Genomic DNA, 17966 nt, shown 5'->3' with positions numbered 1-17966 from the left:
CGATGGCAGTGATTCTGGCCTACGGGTCGCCGGCCCTCGGTCACGTTTATCCGCTTGCGGCGCTGCTGGTCGAATTGGCTCGGCGGGGTCACCAGGTCCATCTGCGTACCATGGCCGGCCAAGTCGACGCGATGCGTGCGGCGGGCTTGTGCGCCGAGGCGGTCGATCCGCGAATCGAGGCCATCGATGGACAAGATTGGCTGGCGAGCGGTGCGCTGGGAGTCCTCAAGCGGTCCACCGATGTGCTCTGTCGCCGGGCCGCGCTCGAGGTCGGGGACTATCGCCGCGCGGTCGATATGGTACGACCCGACGCGGTCATCATCGATGCTAATTGCTGGGGCGCCATATCGGCTGCGGACGCCGGAGACGTTCCCTGGTCGGTGTTTTCACCGTTCACGCCTTATCTGCATTCACGATATGCACCACCCTTCGGGCCGGGTCTACGGCCGCTGACCGGAGTCGTCGGCGGCATCCGCGACGGGGTGATGCGACCGGTTGTCAGGATGCTCTTCGACCGCCCGGTACTGCCCAGGATCAACACGATCCGGGCGGGCCTGGGCGCATCTCCGGTTGGGTCCGTTGATGCACTGATGCGCAGGGCGCCGCTGCTGCTGGCGGTGGGAGGCGAACCGTTCGAGTATCCGCACCCCGATTGGCCGGACACCGTGCATTTCATCGGTTCCTGTGTGTTCGAACAGGTTCCGCGGCCCGAGCCGCGGTGGCTGGCCGCCGTGGACCGGCCCATCGTGCTCGTCGGCACGTCCTCGATCGCCCAGGGTGACGAGCGGCTGGGGCGCACTGCGCTACTGGCGCTGGCCGATCAGCCTGTTCACGTCGTCGTCACCTTCCCTGCCGGCATACCCGCGGGATTGCCCCGCACACCGAATTCGACGGTGTGCCGGTTCGTGCCGCACGCCGCGGTCCTGGACCGTGCGATGTGCGTCGTCACCCACGGGGGCATGGGAACGACTGTCAAGGCGCTCGACCGCGGCGTACCGGTGTGTGTGGTGCCGTTCGCCCGTGACCAGGCCGAAGTCGCGCGCCGGGTGCAAATTGCGGGCTGCGGCACCCGATTGCCGCCCAAACGGCTCACGCCCCGCCGTCTCCGCGGTGCGGTGCTGCGCGCATCCGCAATGACCGCCGGAGCGCGCCGGGTGGCAACGGGCTTCGCCGCCACCGGCGGTGTGCAACGGGGGGCAGTGCTGATCGAACAGCGACTTCTCTCAGTCCGGGCGCGGGCTGGGACGGGTCTTCCTGCCAGCCCGCCGCGCGGTGGTGGCCCGCCCGGCGCGCGCTGACGCGGGCACGTCGACTACCCCGAGTTCGTCCTCGAACGTGGCCATCGCCGAGATCATCGCGAGGAAAACCTGATGGGCGGCGAGCAGGTGGTCATCGTCGAGATCGGCCAGCGCCGCACTGATTCGAGATCCGAGGGGCCTGAAGAAGTCATGAGCCAGCGCCATCCCGCGATCCTCGTAGCGCAGCAGCCATTTGCGTCGGTCGTTGGGATCTGGTTCCCGCCGGATGTGACCCGACTCGATCATGCGGTCGACAAGATAGGTGATCGCCGGCGGCGACAGGTCCATGCGCTGGCGCAGTTGCGCGGGGGTCAGCGGAACGCCCGCGGTCTCGGCCACCATGATGTGGAGCAGGGCGTGGAAGTCGCTGTTGTTGACATCGTTCGCGCGAGCGAAATAGCGTCCGACGCGGTCGGATCGGGCGGTCATTGCCCGCACGTCAGCGGACAGCTGCCGTTCCAACTCAGTCCGGTCCAGCGCAGGATCGACCGTACGGCGTTTGTTGCTCACCTACCCGCGTCCTTCATCAGGTTTTCAAGGTTACGGTGTCACCGGCCGGAATGTTCGCAACGGAGTGCCCGGGTGGGAAAGTCGCCGAACGGCTCGTCCTATTCGGCTCGGCGGGTTTGGACTGCCAGCGCGATCCAGGACACCGCCGCCGCGATGAACGCAAGCGCCTGGGCGACGCGGGTCCGGTTGGCAGGGAACACGACACCGGCCACATAGCGGCCGACGAATCCCGTCTCGGGCAGGGGATCCATGCCGGCCGAGCGCCGCGCGCGCTGTTCGAGTGTTGTCAGGGGGCAGGGCAGGTCCATGGCCACGACGCCGATTCCCCAGCACACGGCCGGCAGGTGCAGCCAGAATGTCCGTCGCCAGCGCAGTGCCAGGAAACCGCCGCTCGGCAGGTAGATCAGATAGCCGAAGTGGGCGGCCACGGCTGCGATGACAGTTGCGATGTGGACGTTCTTCATGACGAGGCCAGGCTAGCGCGATGCGTCCCGGCGGAGTCGGTATCGGCGTTCGGCGTACTCCAGGTCGTCGCGCCACAGCCGGTCGCCGGCGTGCCGTATCAGTCGCGTGGCCAGCGGTGCCATTGCGCGTGCAACCCGGAAGCCCGGCCGCGGCGACTGCGCGATCACCGCTTCGAGCACCGCGACGCTGGGCTGCCCGTCCGGCCCTGCACCGAGTGGGGTCGCGTGGGTTTCGACGACGCTGCCGACACCTTCGCCCTCGACGATTCGCATCACGATGGTGCGTGCGTCGGGGCAGGTGAATTCGGCAATGGTGGGTACGCCCAGTCGTCCGACCCGGAAGGTGACGGAGACGACGTAGCGGTCGTCGTCGTCAGTGGGCGTGGACAGCACGTCGAGCAGGGCGAAGGAGTGTGGATGGAACCAGGCGCCGTGCCATGGGTCGAGGCGGTTGGCGATGATGTCACTGGGTTCGCACACCCCGACGCTGCGGGTGACGGCTGCCAGCGTCTCCCCTTCGGGGCGAGCGGGAATGACGGGCTGATCCAGCGGAGTTTCCCCGCCGACGGCGTCCAGGCGCACCCACGCCAGGACACCGTCGTCATGGCTGGGCAGCCGAACCCATTTCAAGGCGCACGCCGCGCCGTCGACGGCCAGCCCGTGCCAGGGGCAGAACAGTGTGCCGCCGGAAACGGTTCCGGTCGCCAGGTCCGCTCCCATGTGCGGGCATCCCGCCGGTCCCACCATCAGCTCACCGTGGCGGCCGCGCCAGGCGACCAGCTCGACGCCGGCGACCCGCGCACCCAGTGGACGGTCACCGCGAACGTCGTGGCTTGCCGCGAACGCGAACCAGTTTCCGGTCGGCCGGCCCAGCGCGCGATCGAGCGCCGCCTCGATGATTCCGGGCCTCGCTTCGGCGTACAGGGGACGTTGGTCGGCCCAGGGGACAACCGGAACGATCTGCAGCGGCCAGTGTTTGGGCCAGCGCCGGCGCAGATGGTCACTCACGCTCATGGTGCGGTGCGCTCCTGGCGCAGTGCGAGCGAGCGCAGCAGTGGTGATCTTCCCCTGGTCGGAACGGTGTAGAGATCGTGTCCCGCGAGTCCCCAGCCGGTCAGCAGATGGTTGGCCGCCAGCCAGCCGGTGGTCGCGGCGCGTTCCATCAGTGCGACGGGCAGATCGACGCGAATTCCGTCGCCCGCCAACACCAAACCGGGTTGTGGGGTCACGATATGTGGCCGGCGGGTGTAGGTTCCCGGCGCCAACAGCGGGCAGTCGTTGCGCTGCAACACCCGTTCGTAGACGACATTCGCCGAGGCGGTCTCCGGGTAGAGTTTGTGCAACTGCCGCACGCCTTGCTCGCTCCCCGCCGCGGAATTCAATGCATAGGAATGCAATTCGACGACCGAACCCTGGTGGTTTCTGGCCCACGCGGCGGCTTGGCTTTCGTAGCGGTCCAGCACACTGATGTTGTCCAGCGGCTCATGGCCCGACGTGCCGAGGAATGCGGGCCGGACGGATGCTACCGGCCGGTCCAGCCACAACCGATGCACGACAAAGGGTGGAGCGCTGCGGAGCTGGCGAATGTGCTCGTGCCACAGTGAGTTCCCGAGGGTCTCGGACTCTGCGGCGATGGCTTGCAGGCCGGCCACATCGGCGGCCAGGACGACAGCGTCCGCGTCGATCGGATCACCGGCATCGGTGTGCACGCGGAACTCCGCGGTGCCGGCGGTATCGACGCGCCGGACCCGGGTGTTCATCGCGAACCGAACGCCGATGTCACTGAGGTAGTCCCGCAGTGGGTTCCACAGTCCCGCATCGAAGTTGGCGTTGACAACGTCGAAGATCAGGCCCTCGCTGGAGCCGAGGAAATAGATGTGGAACATCGTCGCCAACTCACCCGCCGACAGCTGGGATGGCTCGGCAAAGAAGCTCCGGGAGAACACCTCGAAAGCGAGATGACGGGCCGATTCCGGGAAATTGATGTCCTTCAAGAACGTTTCGGCGTCAAGGTGATCGAGCCGATGATACGTGTCGGGCACGGATACCGCGGCCAGGGGCGCTGCGGCCCGCGCATCCATCCGGACCAGATCCCGCAGCCGGGACGTCGGACTCCGCAGCGCGAACATCAGCGCATTCCATGGTGGTGTCCGGGGTAGGCCACGGAAGGTGTCGCGTCGGCCCGCACCGTCGATCAGGGGGTAGTCGTCCACCGGGGTCAGCATGCGCAGCTGCGGGTCGATCCTGCCGAGCAGCGCCCGAAGGTTGTAGTACTGGCGGAAGAACGCATGGAATCCGCGGTTCATCGGGAACTCGGCCCCGTCGTGGTGTTCGGTCCAGCCACCGACCCGGCCGCCGAGGTAGCCCTCCTTCTCCACCACCTGGACGGCGATGCCGCGCTCGGCAAGGGCGGTCGCGGCGGTCAACCCGGCGATGCCGCCGCCGATGACGACCGCGCGGGGCTGGGCCGACAAGCTGTGGGCGTCGGCCGCCCCCTGCGGTGCCGGATGTCGCTGGCGTCGGCGGTCGGTCACGCCGCACCGGGCCCACGCCGTTGCGGCCGCGGTGTTCCGTGGCCGCTCCTGCGGGCGCGCCACGACCGCACCAGCGCGCCGCCCGCGACCACCAGCCGTCGCCCCGTCCCAACAGTGGCCCGGTGACTGAACACCGCGAAATCGGATGCCTCGATGCGATCGAGGATCTCCGAGTAGAGCGTCAATGCGGTTGCGACGCAAGGGCGCGAACGCGCGGCCAGAGTGGGAATGCCCTGGGCGGCGAAGCGGTAGATCTTCCGCGTCGTCTCATGCTGATCCGCCAAAGCGTTGCGCACGCGGTGGTCGGTTCGGCGGTGGTCGTGGCACCAAGCCAGCAGCTCCCGGTCCACGCCGTGGGCGGCCAGCTCGTCGGCGGGGAGGTACACGCGATTGCGTACCAGGTCCTCGTCGACGTCGCGCAGAAAGTTGGTCAGCTGGAAGGCCTGGCCCAATGCCGCCGCGTACGGTTCAGCCTCCGCGGGATCGCCGACCGTTCCCAGGACCGGAAGCATTTGCAGGCCAATCACTTCCGCCGATCCGCGCATGTACTGGTTGAGTGCGGCACGGTTCGGATAGTCGGTGACGGTGAGGTCCATGCGCATGGATCTCAGGAAGTCCTCGAACAGATCGCCGGGAATCCGGTAGCGGGCCACGGTGTGGTCGACGGCCACCAGTACCGGCTCGTCGTCCCGGTCCGCGTGGGAGAAGAACTGCTCGGACAAGCGTTGCAGGCGTTCCCCGCGCACCGCGGTGTCCAACTCGGGGTTGAATTCGTCGAGGATGTCGTCGGCGTAGCGCGCAAAGGCGTAGAGCGCGTGAACGGCGGGGCGCTGATCGGGGGCGAGTAGCCGGGTGGCCAGGAAATACGTCCGTCCGTTCTTGGCCGCGATGTGTCGACAGTGGCGGTATGCCGCGCGCAGCCGTGGGTCGTCGATGCCTGCTGCCGACAGTTCGGTGTGGATCATCAGTGCCGGGCTTTCAGGTCGAGGTTGGTCGTCGACCGGGATGGGGTCCCGGTGATCCGGTCCGCGGCCAGTCGCCCGGAGATCAAGGTGGTCGGAACGCCGACGCCGGGGGTCGTCGATGATCCGGCCAACACCACGTTGTCGATGCCGCGGATCAGGTTGGCCGGTCGAAACGGCCCGGTCTGGGCGAAGGTGTGCGCGAGCGCGAACGGGGTGCCGTCGGTCATGCCCTGACGGGCCCAGTCGGCGGGGGTGTCGAGGTGCAGCAGTTCGACGTCGTCACCCAGATTCGGCAGCAGCCGTTGTTCGACGGTGTCGAGCAACGATCGTGCGTAGGGTTGCGCGGCGTCGGCCCAATTGATGCGGCCGCGAGCCAGGTTCGGTGCGGGTGCGAGCACATAGAGCAGCTCGCGGTCCGGTGGAGCGAGGCTCGTGTCGCTGGCCGTCGGGCGGGTCACCAGCAGCGACGGGTCCTGCATCAGGCGGCCGTCTCGGATGATGTCGGTGAACGTTTGATCCCACTCAGCGCCGAAAAGGATGGTGTGGTGCGGCAGCCGGGCATCGCCCGCTGCGGTCGCCCGGCACCCCAGGTGCAGCACTACCGCCGAAGGCGCCGTTCGCAGCGGGAGCGGCCTTCTGGGCCTGCGACCGAGCAACTGGTAGGTCAGCGGCAGCTCCGTGGTGAGCACCACCGCGTCGCACGAGATGCGTTCGCCGGTATCCGTGATCACCGCGCTGACGCGATCAGCCGTGCGCTCGAGTTCGGTGACCGTGGACCCGTAACGGAATGTGACGCCCGCGTTCTTCGCCGCGGCGGCGAGCCCGTCGGACAACGCCCGCACACCACCGCGCGGGAAGAAGACGCCCGCGACGGTGTCCATGTACGCGATCACCGCATACACCGCGAGAGCCTGTTGCGGAGCGACTCCCGCGTACAGCGACTGGAAGGTGAAAACCCGTTGCAGTCGCGGGTCGGCGATGTGGCGCTTGACCATGGTCTCCCATTTGCGGAAACCGCCAAGCCCGGCCAGCCGAGCCAGCTGGGGGGTCAGCATCGACACCGGCGAGTCGAAGTTGGCGGCGATGAAACCCGCGAACTCGGTCCGGTACAACTTGTCGAGCCACTCCCGCAACGCCAGGTATCCCGCGGCCTCCCGGGGGCCTGCGAAGTCGCGCACCGCCGCGGCCATCCGGTCGGCATCGGTGTGGACGTCGATGCCGGCGCCGTCGGCGAACTCGGTTCGGTACGCGGGCTCGACGGGGAGCAGTTCCACACGTAGAGAAGTGTTTTCGCCGACTGCGGCGAACGCTTCATCGATGAGGTCCGGCATCGTGATCACCGTCGGCCCGGTGTCGAGCAGGTACCCGCCGACGTCGCGCCGGCCGGCGCGCCCACCGGGCCACGGCTCACGCTCGACGACCGTGACCTCTCGGCCTCGGCCGGCGAGGTGCAGCGCGGCGGACAGGCCGGCGAACCCCGCGCCGACGACGATCACCCGGTCGGTCGGCCCCGACAGAGTTCGCATCAGTCCATCACCCCTTGCTCATGCGGCGCGCCGCGTGCAGACGCTGGCCATGTCCAGCAACGCCGCCCGTACCGACCGGTCGATGCGGCTGTCGTCGAGTGCCTGATGCGCGGCCTGCACCCGGTCGGCGATCAGGCCTTCGATCCGTTGCACGGCACCAGTGGCGACGATGAGGTTTCGCCAGCGCTCCAGGTCCGCGTCGTCGAGAAACCCGCTGTTGATCAGTTCACCGAATTGCTCCCGCGTGGACGGGTCGGCCATCTGGTGGGCGGTGACCATGACGCTGGTGGCCTTGCGTTCGATCAGATCGCCGCCATTGGGCTTGCCCGTCGTCTCGGGCGAGCCGAAGATGCCCAGGATGTCGTCGCGGAGCTGGAACGCCTCGCCGACCGCGACGCCGTATTCGCCGAGCCGGGTCAACGTGTGATCGTCGCAGCCGGCCAGCGCAGCCCCGATCTCCAGGGGGCGCCGCACGGTGTAGTTGCCGGACTTCATCCGTGCCACCCGTAGTACAGCCTCCAAGCTGGGCGACTTGCGCACGTCCAACGCCAGATCGGCGAACTGGCCGGTCGCCAGCTCGGTGCGCATCGCGTCGTAACGGGGCCAGGCGCGGTCGAGCTGATCGGCGCCCAGACCGCTTTCCCGCAGTACTCGCTCGGCCCAGATCAGGCACAAATCGCCGAGCAGAACCGCTGCCGACTCACCGAATCGTCGCGATGATCCCGCCAGGCCGCGCCTGCCATGCCACTCCGCGAGCTGAATGTGTGCTGCGGGGCGGCCGCGCCGCGAGGGCGAATTGTCCATCACGTCGTCTTGCAGCAACGCAAAGACGTGGATGAGCTCAAGGCTGCCGGTCGCGGCCAGCGCGGCTTCGTCCGGCGGTGCCCCACACAACCAGCCCAGATACATGAAGGTCGACCGCAGGCACTTGCCGCCGTCCACGAAATCCATGAGCGTGTCGCCTGCGGCATCGACGCCGCAGTACGCCAAGGTGTCAGCGCAGCGGGCGGCAATGAATTCGGTGATCTGCGCCAGAATTGTGTGCCGCAACTCCGTTCGCCAGGAGTCGAAGTGGCCGACCGTGGGGAGACCCACCGGGCTCGTGGATGCGGACTCGACCACTGTCATCTGTGGAAGCCCACGCACATCGCCCACCCGTGCCCCCTTGCGCTGAAGGCTCGGCGCGGACCCGCGAAGGTTCTGATTCACCGCTTCGCAACCTTTCGCCGAGAGACTGGCCGACGGCTCGGCACGGCCGGCGAGCCATCTTTAGTCATTCACTTAATTAATCATTAACTTAATGAATGACTCGGATCTTCGCCAGTCTTGCTCAGCGGGCAAAAACAGTTAGGTGTCCCTCTCTAGCTTGTTACCCGCCGGTAAGTTCATACTGGTTCGATGGAGCCGAATTTTGACGTTCTGATCATCGGTTCGGGTTTCGGCGGCAGCGTCAGCGCGCTGCGGCTCACCGAAAAGGGCTACCACGTGGGCGTTCTTGAGGCCGGCCGCCGCTACGCCGACCACGAGTTCGCCAAGACGTCCTGGCGGCTGCGCGAGTTCCTCTGGGCGCCGCGCCTGGGGTGCTACGGCATTCAGCGGATCCACCTGCTTCGCAACGTGATGATCCTGGCCGGCGCCGGTGTGGGCGGTGGTTCGCTCAACTACGCCAACACTCTGTATGTCCCGCCCGAGCCGTTCTTCAACGACCCGCAGTGGAAGAACATCACCGACTGGCGTGCCGAGCTGATGCCGCACTACGACCAGGCGCAGCGGATGCTCGGTGTGGTGAAGAACCCGACGTTCACCGACGCCGACCGAATCATGAAAGAAGTGGCCGACGAGATGGGCGTCGGCGACACCTTCACCCCGACGCCGGTGGGGGTGTTCTTCGGCGTCAACGGCGAGAAGACCCCGGGTAGGACCGTGCCCGACCCGTACTTCGGCGGTGTCGGCCCGGCTCGCACCGGCTGCATCGAATGCGGGGAGTGCATGACGGGCTGCCGGCACGGCGCGAAGAACACCCTCGTCAAGAACTACCTGGGCTTGGCGGAACGGGCTGGGGCGCAGGTCTTTCCGATGACCACCGTCACCGGGTTCGCGCAACGCTCCGACGGTGTCTGGGAGATCGACACCGTGCGTACCGGCCGGTGGGTCCGCAAGAACCGCCGGACGTTCACTGCCCGCCACGTCATCCTGGCCGCGGGGACCTGGGGCACCCAGCAATTGCTGTTCAAGATGCGTGACACCGGCACGTTGCCGAAACTTTCCGACAAGCTCGGGGTTCTGACCCGGACCAACTCGGAATCGATCGTGGGCGCAGGACGTTTGCAGGCGCGCCCGGATCTTGACCTCACCCACGGCGTGGCCATCACGTCGTCGATCCATCCGAGCCCCGACACCCACGTCGAACCCGTGCGCTACGGCAAGGGGTCCAACGCGATGGGTCTGTTGCAGACGCTGATGACCGACGGGCCAGGCCCCGAAGGCAGCGATGTGCCACGCTGGAAGCAGTTGCTGGACAACGCCGGTGAGGATCCGAGGGCCATGCTGCGGATGCTCAGCCCACGAAGGTGGAGCGAGCGCACCATGATCTCGTTGGTTATGCAGCATCTGGACAACTCGATCACCACCTACACCAAGCGGGGCCTGTTCGGGAAGCGCAGGATGGTCAGTAAGCAGGGACACGGCGAACCCAATCCGACGTGGATTCCGGCCGGTAACAAGGTCACTCGCCGGGTTGCGGAGAAGATCGACGGTGTTGCCGGCGGCACTTGGGGAGAGCTGTTCAACATCCCGCTGACCGCGCACTTCCTCGGCGGCGCCGCGATCGGTGACACCCCCGAACACGGTGTCATCGACCCGTATCAGCGGGTGTATGGCTACCCGACGCTGCACGTGATGGACGGGGCCGCGGTCTCGGCCAATCTCGGTGTCAATCCGTCGCTGTCGATCACGGCCCAGGCCGAGCGAGCAACGTCGTTGTGGCCCAACAAAGACGAGGACGACCAGCGTCCCGCGCAGGGCCAGCCGTACCGGCGGCTGGCGCCGATCGAACCGAAGAACCCGGTGGTGCCCGTCGATGCGCCGGGCGGGCTGCGGCGCCTGCCGATCGAGCCGGTCAACACCGGGGGCTAGGGCTTCTCGGGTTCGACGTGCCGGCGCGGTGCACGTCCCGGTGGCTGCTCGGGCGTCGGAAGCAGTGCCCGGCGGGCTCGTAGCGAGACCGTCGTGGGCGTGCGTGTGGTCAGCGTCAACTCCTCACCGGCGTGCCGGATGGTGAGCTGGCCGTCAGGCCCGTCGCGCAGGGTGTACGTCACCTCGCGGTGATCGATCTCGGCGGCCAGCCGGTACTTGCGCCAGTGCACCCCGAACTTCAGCCGCGAGATCTTTTCCGGCAGCTGCGGATCCAGCGAGAGGATGTGCTCGTCGTCGCGCAGGCCGCCGAAGCCGGCGACGAGCGCCGTCCACGTCCCGGCCAACGACGCCATGTGCAGGCCGTCGCGGGTGTTGTTGTGCAGATCGCGCAGGTCGATCAGCGCCGCCTCTCGAGTGTAGGAGTGCGCCAGTTCGAGGTGGCCGACCTCAGCGCACATCACCGCCTGGGTGCAGGCCGACAACGACGAATCGCGCACCGTCCGCCGCTCGTAATAGTCGACGTTGCGTGCCTTTTCGTCGTGGGTGAAGGCATGGCTGCGCCACTGCATCGCCAGCACCAAGTCGGGTTGTTTGATCACTTGGGCGGGGTAGAGCCGGACGTAGGGGTGGTGCAGCAGCAGTGGGTAGCCGGTGTTGGCGGTGAAGTCCCACTCGCGCAGCCGGGTGAAACCTTCGCATTGCTGATGCACGCCCAGGTCCTGGTCGTAGGGGATGTGGGCGTGCTCGGCCGCGTGGCGCCAGGAGGCCGTCTCGTCGGTGCTGACACCCATCGCGTAGGCGGCCTCGGTGTTGCGGTTGCACGCATCGGCGGCCGTATGAAGGTTGTGTGCGGCCATCAGATTGGTGAACACGTTGTCGCGTGCCACAGCGGTGTACTCGTCAGGTCCGGTGACGCCGTCGAGATGCCACACGCCGTCGCGGTCATGGTGGCCCAGCGACATCCACAGCCGCGCGGTCTCGACGAGAACCCCCAGACCGCAATCAGATTCGAGGCAATGATCGCCGGTGACCGTGCGGTACCGCTCGAAGGCCATCGCGATATCGGCGTTGACGTGCCAGGCCGCGGTGCCGGCCGGCCAGTAGGCCGAACACTCCTCGCCGTGAATCGTCCGCCACGGGAACGCCGCGCCGTTGAGGTCCAGTTGTTCGGCGCGCTTCTTGGCGAGATCCAGGATCGAAGCGCGCCAGCGCAGCGCGTCGGCCGCCGCCTCGGGCTTGGTGTAGGTCAGCACCGGCAGCACGAAACCCTCAGTGTCCCAGAACGCGTGGCCGTCGTAGCCGGGACCGGTCAAGCCCTTGCCGGGGATCGACCTGCGTTCGGCACGCGCACTGGCCTGCAGTACGTGAAACAGCCCGAATCGCACTGCCTGCTGACAGCCCGGGTCGCCGTCGACCTCGACGTCGGCGCAGTCCCAATATTCGTCGAGATACTCGTGCTGGCTGCGTAATAGGCCTTCCCATCCGGTGTATCGGGCTCCGGCCAGCGCCCCAGCCACCTGGTCGTGCAGTGCGGGGCGTGACCGCAGGCTCGACCAGCCGTAGGCGAGGAACTTCACGATGCGCAACCGCTGACCGGGCCGCAGTCCGCAGATCACGGTGGTACGGGCCAGGTTTTCCGACGCCATCGAGTCGACCTCGACCCGGCCGGGCACCTCGACCAGATGGTCCATCGCGGCGGCCATCATCAGCTTGCTCGCCTTGGTGCGGTGCACCAGCAGTGAGCCGTCCTTCGTGGATTCGTGATGGACCGGCTCCAGCGGGTGCTTGAGCACCGCGGAAACCCGGGGATCATTGGAACGCTCGGGCTGATCCTCGTTGGCTACGAGTTCGGATTGCACAGTGACAAGGGTGAATTCGCCGACCGCCTCGACCAGGTACTCGATGGCGACCACCGAGCGCTGAACCAGCGACACCAGCCGCGTCGACACCAGCTGAATCTTCTTGCCCGCCGGTGAACGCCAGAGCACGTTGCGGATCATGGTTCCGGCGCGCAGGTCCAGAATCCGCTCGTGTTCCTCGAGATCGCCGTAGCGCACGTCGAAGGGCTCGTCATCGACCAGCAGCCGAAGGATCTTGCCGTTGGTCACGTCGACGATCGTCTGGCCGTCTTCGGGATAACCGAAACCGGATTCCGCATAGGGCAGTGGCCGGGTCTCGTAGAACGAGTTGAGGTAGGTGCCGGGGATGCCGAACGGTTCGCCTTCATCGAGGTTTCCCCGTAACCCGATGTGCCCGTTGGATAATGCGAACAATGACTCCGACTGGGCCAGCTGGTCCAGATTGAGGTGGGTTTCCCGGACCTGCCACGGCTCGATCGGGAACGCCTCGCCGTTGATCACTGCTCGTCCAGCAATTGAGCGAGATCGGTGACGACGACATCGGCGCCGTTGCGCCGCAAGGCATCCGCCTGACCCAGGCGATCGACGCCGACCACGACCCCGAATTTTCCCGCCCGGCCCGCCGCCACACCGGCAAGGGCGTCCTCGAACACCGCGGCTTGTTCGGGGCTGACGCCGAGCAGTTGCGCGCCGCGAAGGTACGAATCGGGTGCGGGCTTGCCGCGCAGATGCTCCTCGCGAATCGTGATGCCGTCGACCCGTTGTTGCACCAGATCGTCGAGGCCGGTGATCTGGAGCACCTTGCCGGTGTTGGCGCTGGAGGACACCACCGCGGCCGACAGACCCGCGTCGCGTACCGCCTTCAGGTAACGGCGGGATCCGTCGAACACGTCGACCCCGTGCTTGTCCAGCAGCTGCTGGAAGAGGAGGTTCTTGCGGTTGCCCAATCCGTTGACCGTCTGAGCGGTGGATGGGTCGGAGACGTCACCCTCAGGGAGCTCGATGTGGCGGCTGGCCAAGAACGAGCGAACCCCGTCCTGGCGGGGCTTGCCGTCGATATAGGTGCGGTAGTCCGCCGTGGGGTCGAACGGGACGAACGCGGTGTGGGCCTGCTGTGCCCGTCGCTCGAGATAGCCGTCGAACATGGCTTTCCAGGCCTTGGTGTGCACTCTGGCGGTGTCGGTGAGCACGCCGTCGAGGTCGAACAGGCAAGCCTTCACCCCGTCGGGCAATCCCAGCACGTGCCACCTCCATGTCGCTCAACCCCGGGGTGTCCATTCCCGTTCTGGCTGCAGAACATGCCTGGGTGGCCGGCCCGGGTCTCAGAGGTGGCTGCGCAGGAACTCCAGTGCGCCTCGCCGAAATGCGCGCATCGCAGGTGCCTTGCGCGCCAGTCCGTCGGCGCCGTGGTACATCCCCGGCACCGCGACCAGCTCGCATTCGACGCCGGCCGCGCGCAAGCGCTCGGCGTAATCGACGGACTCGTCGTAGAACAGATCCAGTCCGCCGACGCCCACCCAGGCCGGGGCGAGGCCGGACAGGTTCTCCCGGCGGGCGGGAGCGGCGTACTCGGGGGCATCCGACATGCGCGGCGGACGCCCGAGGTAGGCCGTCCAGCCGAACCGGTTGGATTCCGGGGTCCACAGGAACCGGCCGCGCCCGTTGTGGTCGCGCAGTACGGTGCGGTCGTCGATCATCGGGTAGACCAATGCCTGTGCCCGCAACGCGATTCCCTTATCGTGGGCGCGCTGAGCGACGGCCGCGGCCAACCCGCCGCCCGCACTCGATCCGGTGACCGAGATGCGGTCCTTGTCGAGGCCCAGTTCGTCGGCGTTGTCGCGCATCCAGTACAGCGTCGCCATGCAGTCGTCCAGCGCGGCGGGGAACGGATGCTCCGGCGCCAGTCGATAGTCCGGGGAGACGACCAGGACCTTCAGTTCGCGGGCGAGTTGGGCGGCGCCGACGGCTTCAGATTGCGGGGAGCCGACCACCATGCCGCCGCCGTGGATGTAGAGCAGCCCCGCTGGTCCGCGGCCGGCCGGCGTCAGCACCAGCACCGGCCGTCCCGCGATGGTGCGTTTTGTCACGGTGACCCCCGCGCCGGTGGGGGTCCTGACGTGCATCATCCGCCGGGAGCGCCGGTAATTGCATTCGGTGGTGTCGCCGGTCAGCATCGGTAGCAGCGGACTGCGGAACTCGGTGGGTACGGCAGCGAGCGCGTCGCGTGCGGACAGATAGCGGCGCAGCACCAAGGTTGCCGTAGCGACGGCGGCGACTCCCATGGCCGCTGGCAGGGCTTTCATCAGCGAAAGGCTACCTGCGGCTGATGAGCGGGCCGGCCGATCCGGCCCACTAGACTCAGGCCCGTGACATCCCCTTCGCCTCGTCCCGTGTTGGTGGTCGACTTCGGCGCCCAGTACGCCCAGCTGATCGCTCGGCGAGTCCGGGAAGCCCGGGTGTTCTCCGAGGTCATCCCGCACACCGCGACCGTCGAGGAGATCAAGGCCAGGGATCCGCAGGCCATCGTGCTCTCCGGCGGACCGTCCAGTGTGTACGCCGACGGCGCCCCGCAGCTCGATCCGGCCGTGTTCGACCTCGATGTCCCGGTTTTCGGCATCTGCTACGGCTTTCAGGCCATGGCCCAGGCGCTCGGCGGAACCGTCGCCCATACCGGCACCAGTGAATACGGCCGTACCGAGCTGGAAGTCCTTGGCGGCGAACTGCATTCGGGCTTGCCCGGTACGCAGCCGGTGTGGATGAGCCACGGCGACGCGGTCACCTCCGCACCGGAGGGCTTCGAGGTGGTGGCCGTCAGCGCGGGTGCTCCGGTTGCCGCGTTCGAGGACCGCGCCCGCCGGCTGGCCGGGGTGCAGTACCACCCGGAGGTCATGCACACCCCGCACGGACAGCAGATCCTCAGCAGGTTCCTGCACGATTTCGCCGGGATCGGTGCCAGCTGGACACCGGCCAACATCGCCGAGAGCCTGATCGCGCAGGTGCGTGAGCAGATCGGCGACGGCAACGCCATCTGCGGGCTGTCCGGGGGGGTGGATTCCGCAGTCGCCGCCGCGTTGGTGCAGCGGGCCATCGGTGACCGGTTGACCTGTGTGTTCGTTGATCACGGCCTGCTGCGTGCCGGCGAGCGCGCGCAGGTGCAACGGGATTTCGTGGCGGCCACCGGTGCCCGGCTGGTGACCGTCGATGCCGAGGGCCGCTTCCTCGAGGCGTTGTCCGGCGTGCACGACCCGGAAGGCAAGCGCAAGATCATCGGCCGCGAGTTCATCCGCGCCTTCGAGGGTTCGGTGCGCGACCTGTTGGCCGAAAGCGACTCCGACGGTCACCCGATCGAATTCCTGGTTCAGGGCACGCTTTATCCCGACGTCGTCGAGTCCGGCGGTGGAACGGGGACGGCAAACATCAAGAGCCACCACAATGTTGGCGGTCTGCCTGCCGATCTGAAGTTCAAGCTCGTCGAGCCGTTGCGGCTGCTGTTCAAGGACGAGGTGCGCGCGGTGGGCCGGGAACTGGGTCTACCGGAGGATATCGTTGCCCGCCAACCCTTCCCGGGGCCGGGGCTGGGGATCCGGATCGTCGGCGAGGTGACGGCATCCCGGCTGGACACGCTACGCCGCGCCGACCTGATCGCCCGCGAGGAGTTGACGTCGGCCGGCCTGGACAACCAGATCTGGCAGTGCCCGGTGGTGCTGCTGGCCGATGTCCGTTCGGTTGGCGTGCAGGGCGATGGGCGCACCTACGGCCATCCGATCGTGCTGCGGCCGGTGTCCAGTGAGGACGCGATGACCGCAGACTGGACGCGGGTGCCCTACGAGGTTCTCGAGCGCATCTCGACGCGCATCACCAACGAGGTGTCCGAGGTGAACCGGGTGGTGCTCGACATCACGAGCAAGCCGCCCGGCACCATCGAATGGGAGTGATTTAAGTCCTTGAGGCAGCGGCGATTTCGGCGATCGCCTCGTCCAGGGTCTTGTCGAACTCGTCGTCGCTCTGCTGGGCGGTCAGGCCTTCGGTCAGCGCGCGGGAGAAGCTGGCGATGACACCGTGGTTGCGGGCCAGCCGCTCGCAGGCGCCGGTGCGGTCGTAGCCGCCGGACAACGCGACCACCCGCATCACCCTGGGGTGCTCGACCAGCTCGCGGTAGAGGTCGTCGGTGTCGGGCAGGGTGAGCTTGAGCATCACCTGCTGATCGCCGAGGGTGTCGAGGTGGCGCAGGATCGCGGCCTTGAGCTGCTCCTCGGCCTGACCCTTTTCGGGTGAGTTGATGTCGACCTCGGGCTCGATGATCGGCACCAGTCCGGCGGCCAGGATCTGACGGGCGACCTCGAACTGCTGGTCGACGACGGCTTCGACACCGGCGCCGGGGAGCTTGATGACCGAGCGCATCTTGGTGCCGAAGATGCCCTTGTCCACCGCGCGGGCCAGCAGTGCGTCCAGGCCGTCGATCGGCTTCATCACCTGGGCGCCGTCTTCCTCGGCGGCCAGGCCCTTGTCGACCTTGAGGATCGGCACGACGTTCTTGACGTTCCACAGGTAGTCGGCGGTCGGGCGGCCCTCGATCTCGCGGTCCATGGTCATCTCGAACAGGATCGCGGCGATGATCCGGTCACCGTCGAAGCTCGGGCTAGTGATGATGCGGGTGCGCATCTCGTGCACGAGGTCGAACATCTGCTCGTCATTGGAGTACGCGTCCTCGGCGATACCGTAGAGCTTCAGTGCCTTAGGGGTACTGCCGCCACTCTGGTCCAGCGCAGCGATGAAGCCGGCTCCGTTGGCGACCTTCTCAGCCTGTTCGATGTTCGTCATGCCCTGCATCGTGCCAGGTGCGTTTTCGGTGCTGTGACGAACGTCGGCTTGGAGTGCGCAGCGAGCAGTCTCACGCTTGACGCTGTCGGAGGGTGGGTGTTTACTCGGATATCGAACATACATTCGAACACAGTGAACGACGATCGCGGCTGGAGGTGGGCGATGACGGCGGCGATTGCCCTGGGGAAGCGTCAGCTTGACCGCTCTGAGCAGCTAGAACAGCTCCGCCGCCAGATGGCGGCGGTATCGGGGAAGGTTGGTGCCGCTCCGCCTGTTACGGATGTGGCAAATGAGGTGTTGCCGACCTCGGAAAGTTTGCTGCCGATCCCCGAATCGCTGGCCGGGCAGTTGCCGATGGGGTTGCCGCGCGGTGCGGTCGCCGTGGTGTCGGGGGCTCGCTCGCTGCCGGTGAGCATGGCTGCAGCGGTGACCGCGGGCGGCGGGCATGTGGCCGTCGTCGGGCTGCCGGACTTCGGTCTGCTGGCCGCCGTGGAGATGGGCGCGGACCTGAGTCGGCTGGCGGTGATCCCGGATCCGGGCACCGATCCGGTGGAGGTGGCCGCGGTGCTGATGGACGGAATGGATCTGGTGGTACTCGGCCTGGCCGGCCGGACGGTTACCGCTACCCGGGCGCGGGCGGTGGTGGCTCGGGCTCGGCAGAAGGGGTGCACCCTGCTGGTTGCGCAGGGCGACTGGCAGGGCGCGACGGTCCGCCTCGATGCGCGGGTGAGTGGTTATGAGACCACCGCCGGTCACGGTGGTTCCCCGGTGCCGGGGTCCGGTCGGATCAGTCGGGTGCGGTTGTCGGTCCGGGCGCACGGGCGCGTGGCACGGTCAAAGGTGAGCTGATGTGA

At 67.3% G+C, this 17966-nt stretch carries 15 protein-coding genes; 4 read left to right on the top strand and 11 right to left on the bottom strand.

Going from position 1 to position 17966, the window contains the following annotated elements:
* The first annotated feature begins 2 nt into the window (after positions 1 to 2).
* The gene (locus HPC46_RS26210; RefSeq protein ID WP_179475113.1) at positions 3 to 1298 is read left to right on the top strand and encodes a glycosyltransferase; all 1296 of its coding nucleotides are present in this window, start codon (positions 3 to 5) and stop codon (positions 1296 to 1298) included.
* Here HPC46_RS26210 and HPC46_RS26205 read toward each other — a convergent pair.
* The 7 genes from HPC46_RS26205 to HPC46_RS26175 form a co-directional block, all read right to left on the bottom strand.
* The gene (locus HPC46_RS26205) at positions 1224 to 1808 is read right to left on the bottom strand and encodes a MarR family winged helix-turn-helix transcriptional regulator (RefSeq protein ID WP_407665566.1); all 585 of its coding nucleotides are present in this window, start codon (positions 1806 to 1808) and stop codon (positions 1224 to 1226) included. The two genes, HPC46_RS26210 and HPC46_RS26205, sit on opposite strands and share 75 nt — an antisense overlap.
* 98 nt (positions 1809 to 1906) lie before the next feature.
* On the bottom strand, positions 1907 to 2272 hold the full coding sequence (locus HPC46_RS26200; protein ID WP_179475112.1) for a DUF2784 domain-containing protein: 366 nt from the start codon (positions 2270 to 2272) through the stop codon (positions 1907 to 1909).
* Positions 2273 to 2284: 12 nt separating this feature from the next.
* Positions 2285 to 3286, bottom strand: coding sequence for a Rieske (2Fe-2S) protein (locus HPC46_RS26195; protein ID WP_179475111.1), 1002 nt, complete (start codon positions 3284 to 3286; stop codon positions 2285 to 2287).
* Positions 3283 to 4806, bottom strand: a complete 1524-nt coding sequence (locus tag HPC46_RS26190; protein ID WP_179475110.1) for an FAD-dependent oxidoreductase — start codon at positions 4804 to 4806, stop codon at positions 3283 to 3285. The genes HPC46_RS26195 and HPC46_RS26190 overlap by 4 nt, the downstream gene beginning before the upstream one ends.
* Positions 4803 to 5771 (bottom strand): phytoene/squalene synthase family protein, encoded by a 969-nt coding sequence (locus tag HPC46_RS26185; protein WP_179475109.1) that lies wholly within the window; start codon positions 5769 to 5771, stop codon positions 4803 to 4805. Before HPC46_RS26185 ends, HPC46_RS26190 begins: the two co-directional genes overlap by 4 nt.
* Entirely contained in the window at positions 5771 to 7297 is a 1527-nt protein-coding gene (crtI, locus tag HPC46_RS26180; RefSeq protein ID WP_179475108.1) for a phytoene desaturase family protein, read from the bottom strand. Before crtI ends, HPC46_RS26185 begins: the two co-directional genes overlap by 1 nt.
* A gap of 18 nt (positions 7298 to 7315) precedes the next feature.
* A complete protein-coding gene (locus HPC46_RS26175; RefSeq protein ID WP_179475107.1) occupies positions 7316 to 8425 on the bottom strand; it encodes a polyprenyl synthetase family protein in 1110 nt (369 codons plus the stop codon).
* A 270-nt stretch (positions 8426 to 8695) separates the two neighbouring features.
* On the opposite strand from HPC46_RS26175, the gene HPC46_RS26170 reads away from it, so the two are divergent.
* A complete protein-coding gene (locus HPC46_RS26170) occupies positions 8696 to 10432 on the top strand; it encodes a GMC oxidoreductase (RefSeq protein ID WP_179475106.1) in 1737 nt (578 codons plus the stop codon).
* Here the strand turns inward: HPC46_RS26170 and HPC46_RS26165 are convergent.
* The 3 genes from HPC46_RS26165 to HPC46_RS26155 all read right to left on the bottom strand — a co-directional run bounded on the left by HPC46_RS26165 (position 10429) and on the right by HPC46_RS26155 (position 14594).
* Positions 10429 to 12792 carry a glycoside hydrolase family 65 protein gene (locus HPC46_RS26165; protein ID WP_179475105.1) on the bottom strand — a complete coding sequence of 788 codons (2364 nt, stop codon included), beginning with the start codon at positions 12790 to 12792 and terminating at the stop codon, positions 10429 to 10431. The genes HPC46_RS26170 and HPC46_RS26165 overlap by 4 nt on opposite strands.
* Positions 12789 to 13532: a beta-phosphoglucomutase family hydrolase gene (locus HPC46_RS26160; protein WP_179475104.1), complete on the bottom strand. Its 744-nt coding sequence runs from the start codon at positions 13530 to 13532 to the stop codon at positions 12789 to 12791. The genes HPC46_RS26165 and HPC46_RS26160 overlap by 4 nt, the downstream gene beginning before the upstream one ends.
* 81 nt (positions 13533 to 13613) lie before the next feature.
* On the bottom strand, positions 13614 to 14594 hold the full coding sequence (locus tag HPC46_RS26155) for an alpha/beta hydrolase (protein WP_233716699.1): 981 nt from the start codon (positions 14592 to 14594) through the stop codon (positions 13614 to 13616).
* A 63-nt stretch (positions 14595 to 14657) separates the two neighbouring features.
* Here HPC46_RS26155 and guaA point away from each other — a divergent pair, with 63 nt between their 5' ends.
* The gene (guaA, locus tag HPC46_RS26150) at positions 14658 to 16226 is read left to right on the top strand and encodes a glutamine-hydrolyzing GMP synthase (protein ID WP_179475103.1); all 1569 of its coding nucleotides are present in this window, start codon (positions 14658 to 14660) and stop codon (positions 16224 to 16226) included.
* A gap of 1 nt (position 16227) precedes the next feature.
* Here guaA and HPC46_RS26145 read toward each other — a convergent pair whose 3' ends face one another.
* Positions 16228 to 17121 carry a fructose bisphosphate aldolase gene (locus HPC46_RS26145; RefSeq protein ID WP_179475102.1) on the bottom strand — a complete coding sequence of 298 codons (894 nt, stop codon included), beginning with the start codon at positions 17119 to 17121 and terminating at the stop codon, positions 16228 to 16230.
* A gap of 153 nt (positions 17122 to 17274) precedes the next feature.
* On the opposite strand from HPC46_RS26145, the gene HPC46_RS26140 reads away from it, so the two are divergent.
* Positions 17275 to 17961, top strand: a complete 687-nt coding sequence (locus tag HPC46_RS26140; RefSeq protein ID WP_179475122.1) for a DnaE2-dependent mutagenesis accessory factor ImuA' — start codon at positions 17275 to 17277, stop codon at positions 17959 to 17961.
* Positions 17962 to 17966: the final 5 nt, after the last annotated feature.

The sequence above is a fragment of the Mycolicibacterium vinylchloridicum genome (assembly GCF_013404075.1).
In the GTDB taxonomy this organism is placed as follows: Bacteria; Actinomycetota; Actinomycetes; order Mycobacteriales; family Mycobacteriaceae; genus Mycobacterium; species Mycobacterium vinylchloridicum.
The sequence above is the reverse complement of the archived record's forward strand: the minus strand, read 5'-3'. Positions and strand labels throughout refer to the sequence as shown.

Coding starts and splice junctions, on each gene's coding strand:
- HPC46_RS26210 (WP_179475113.1), top strand. CDS start 3: ATGGCAGTGATTCTGGCCTACGGGTCGCCGGCCCTCGGTCACGTTTAT.
- HPC46_RS26200 (WP_179475112.1), bottom strand. CDS start 2,272: ATGAAGAACGTCCACATCGCAACTGTCATCGCAGCCGTGGCCGCCCAC.
- HPC46_RS26195 (WP_179475111.1), bottom strand. CDS start 3,286: ATGAGCGTGAGTGACCATCTGCGCCGGCGCTGGCCCAAACACTGGCCG.
- HPC46_RS26185 (WP_179475109.1), bottom strand. CDS start 5,771: ATGATCCACACCGAACTGTCGGCAGCAGGCATCGACGACCCACGGCTG.
- crtI (WP_179475108.1), bottom strand. CDS start 7,297: ATGCGAACTCTGTCGGGGCCGACCGACCGGGTGATCGTCGTCGGCGCG.
- HPC46_RS26175 (WP_179475107.1), bottom strand. CDS start 8,425: ATGACAGTGGTCGAGTCCGCATCCACGAGCCCGGTGGGTCTCCCCACG.
- HPC46_RS26170 (WP_179475106.1), top strand. CDS start 8,696: ATGGAGCCGAATTTTGACGTTCTGATCATCGGTTCGGGTTTCGGCGGC.
- HPC46_RS26155 (WP_233716699.1), bottom strand. CDS start 14,594: ATGAAAGCCCTGCCAGCGGCCATGGGAGTCGCCGCCGTCGCTACGGCA.
- HPC46_RS26145 (WP_179475102.1), bottom strand. CDS start 17,121: ATGCAGGGCATGACGAACATCGAACAGGCTGAGAAGGTCGCCAACGGA.
- HPC46_RS26140 (WP_179475122.1), top strand. CDS start 17,275: ATGACGGCGGCGATTGCCCTGGGGAAGCGTCAGCTTGACCGCTCTGAG.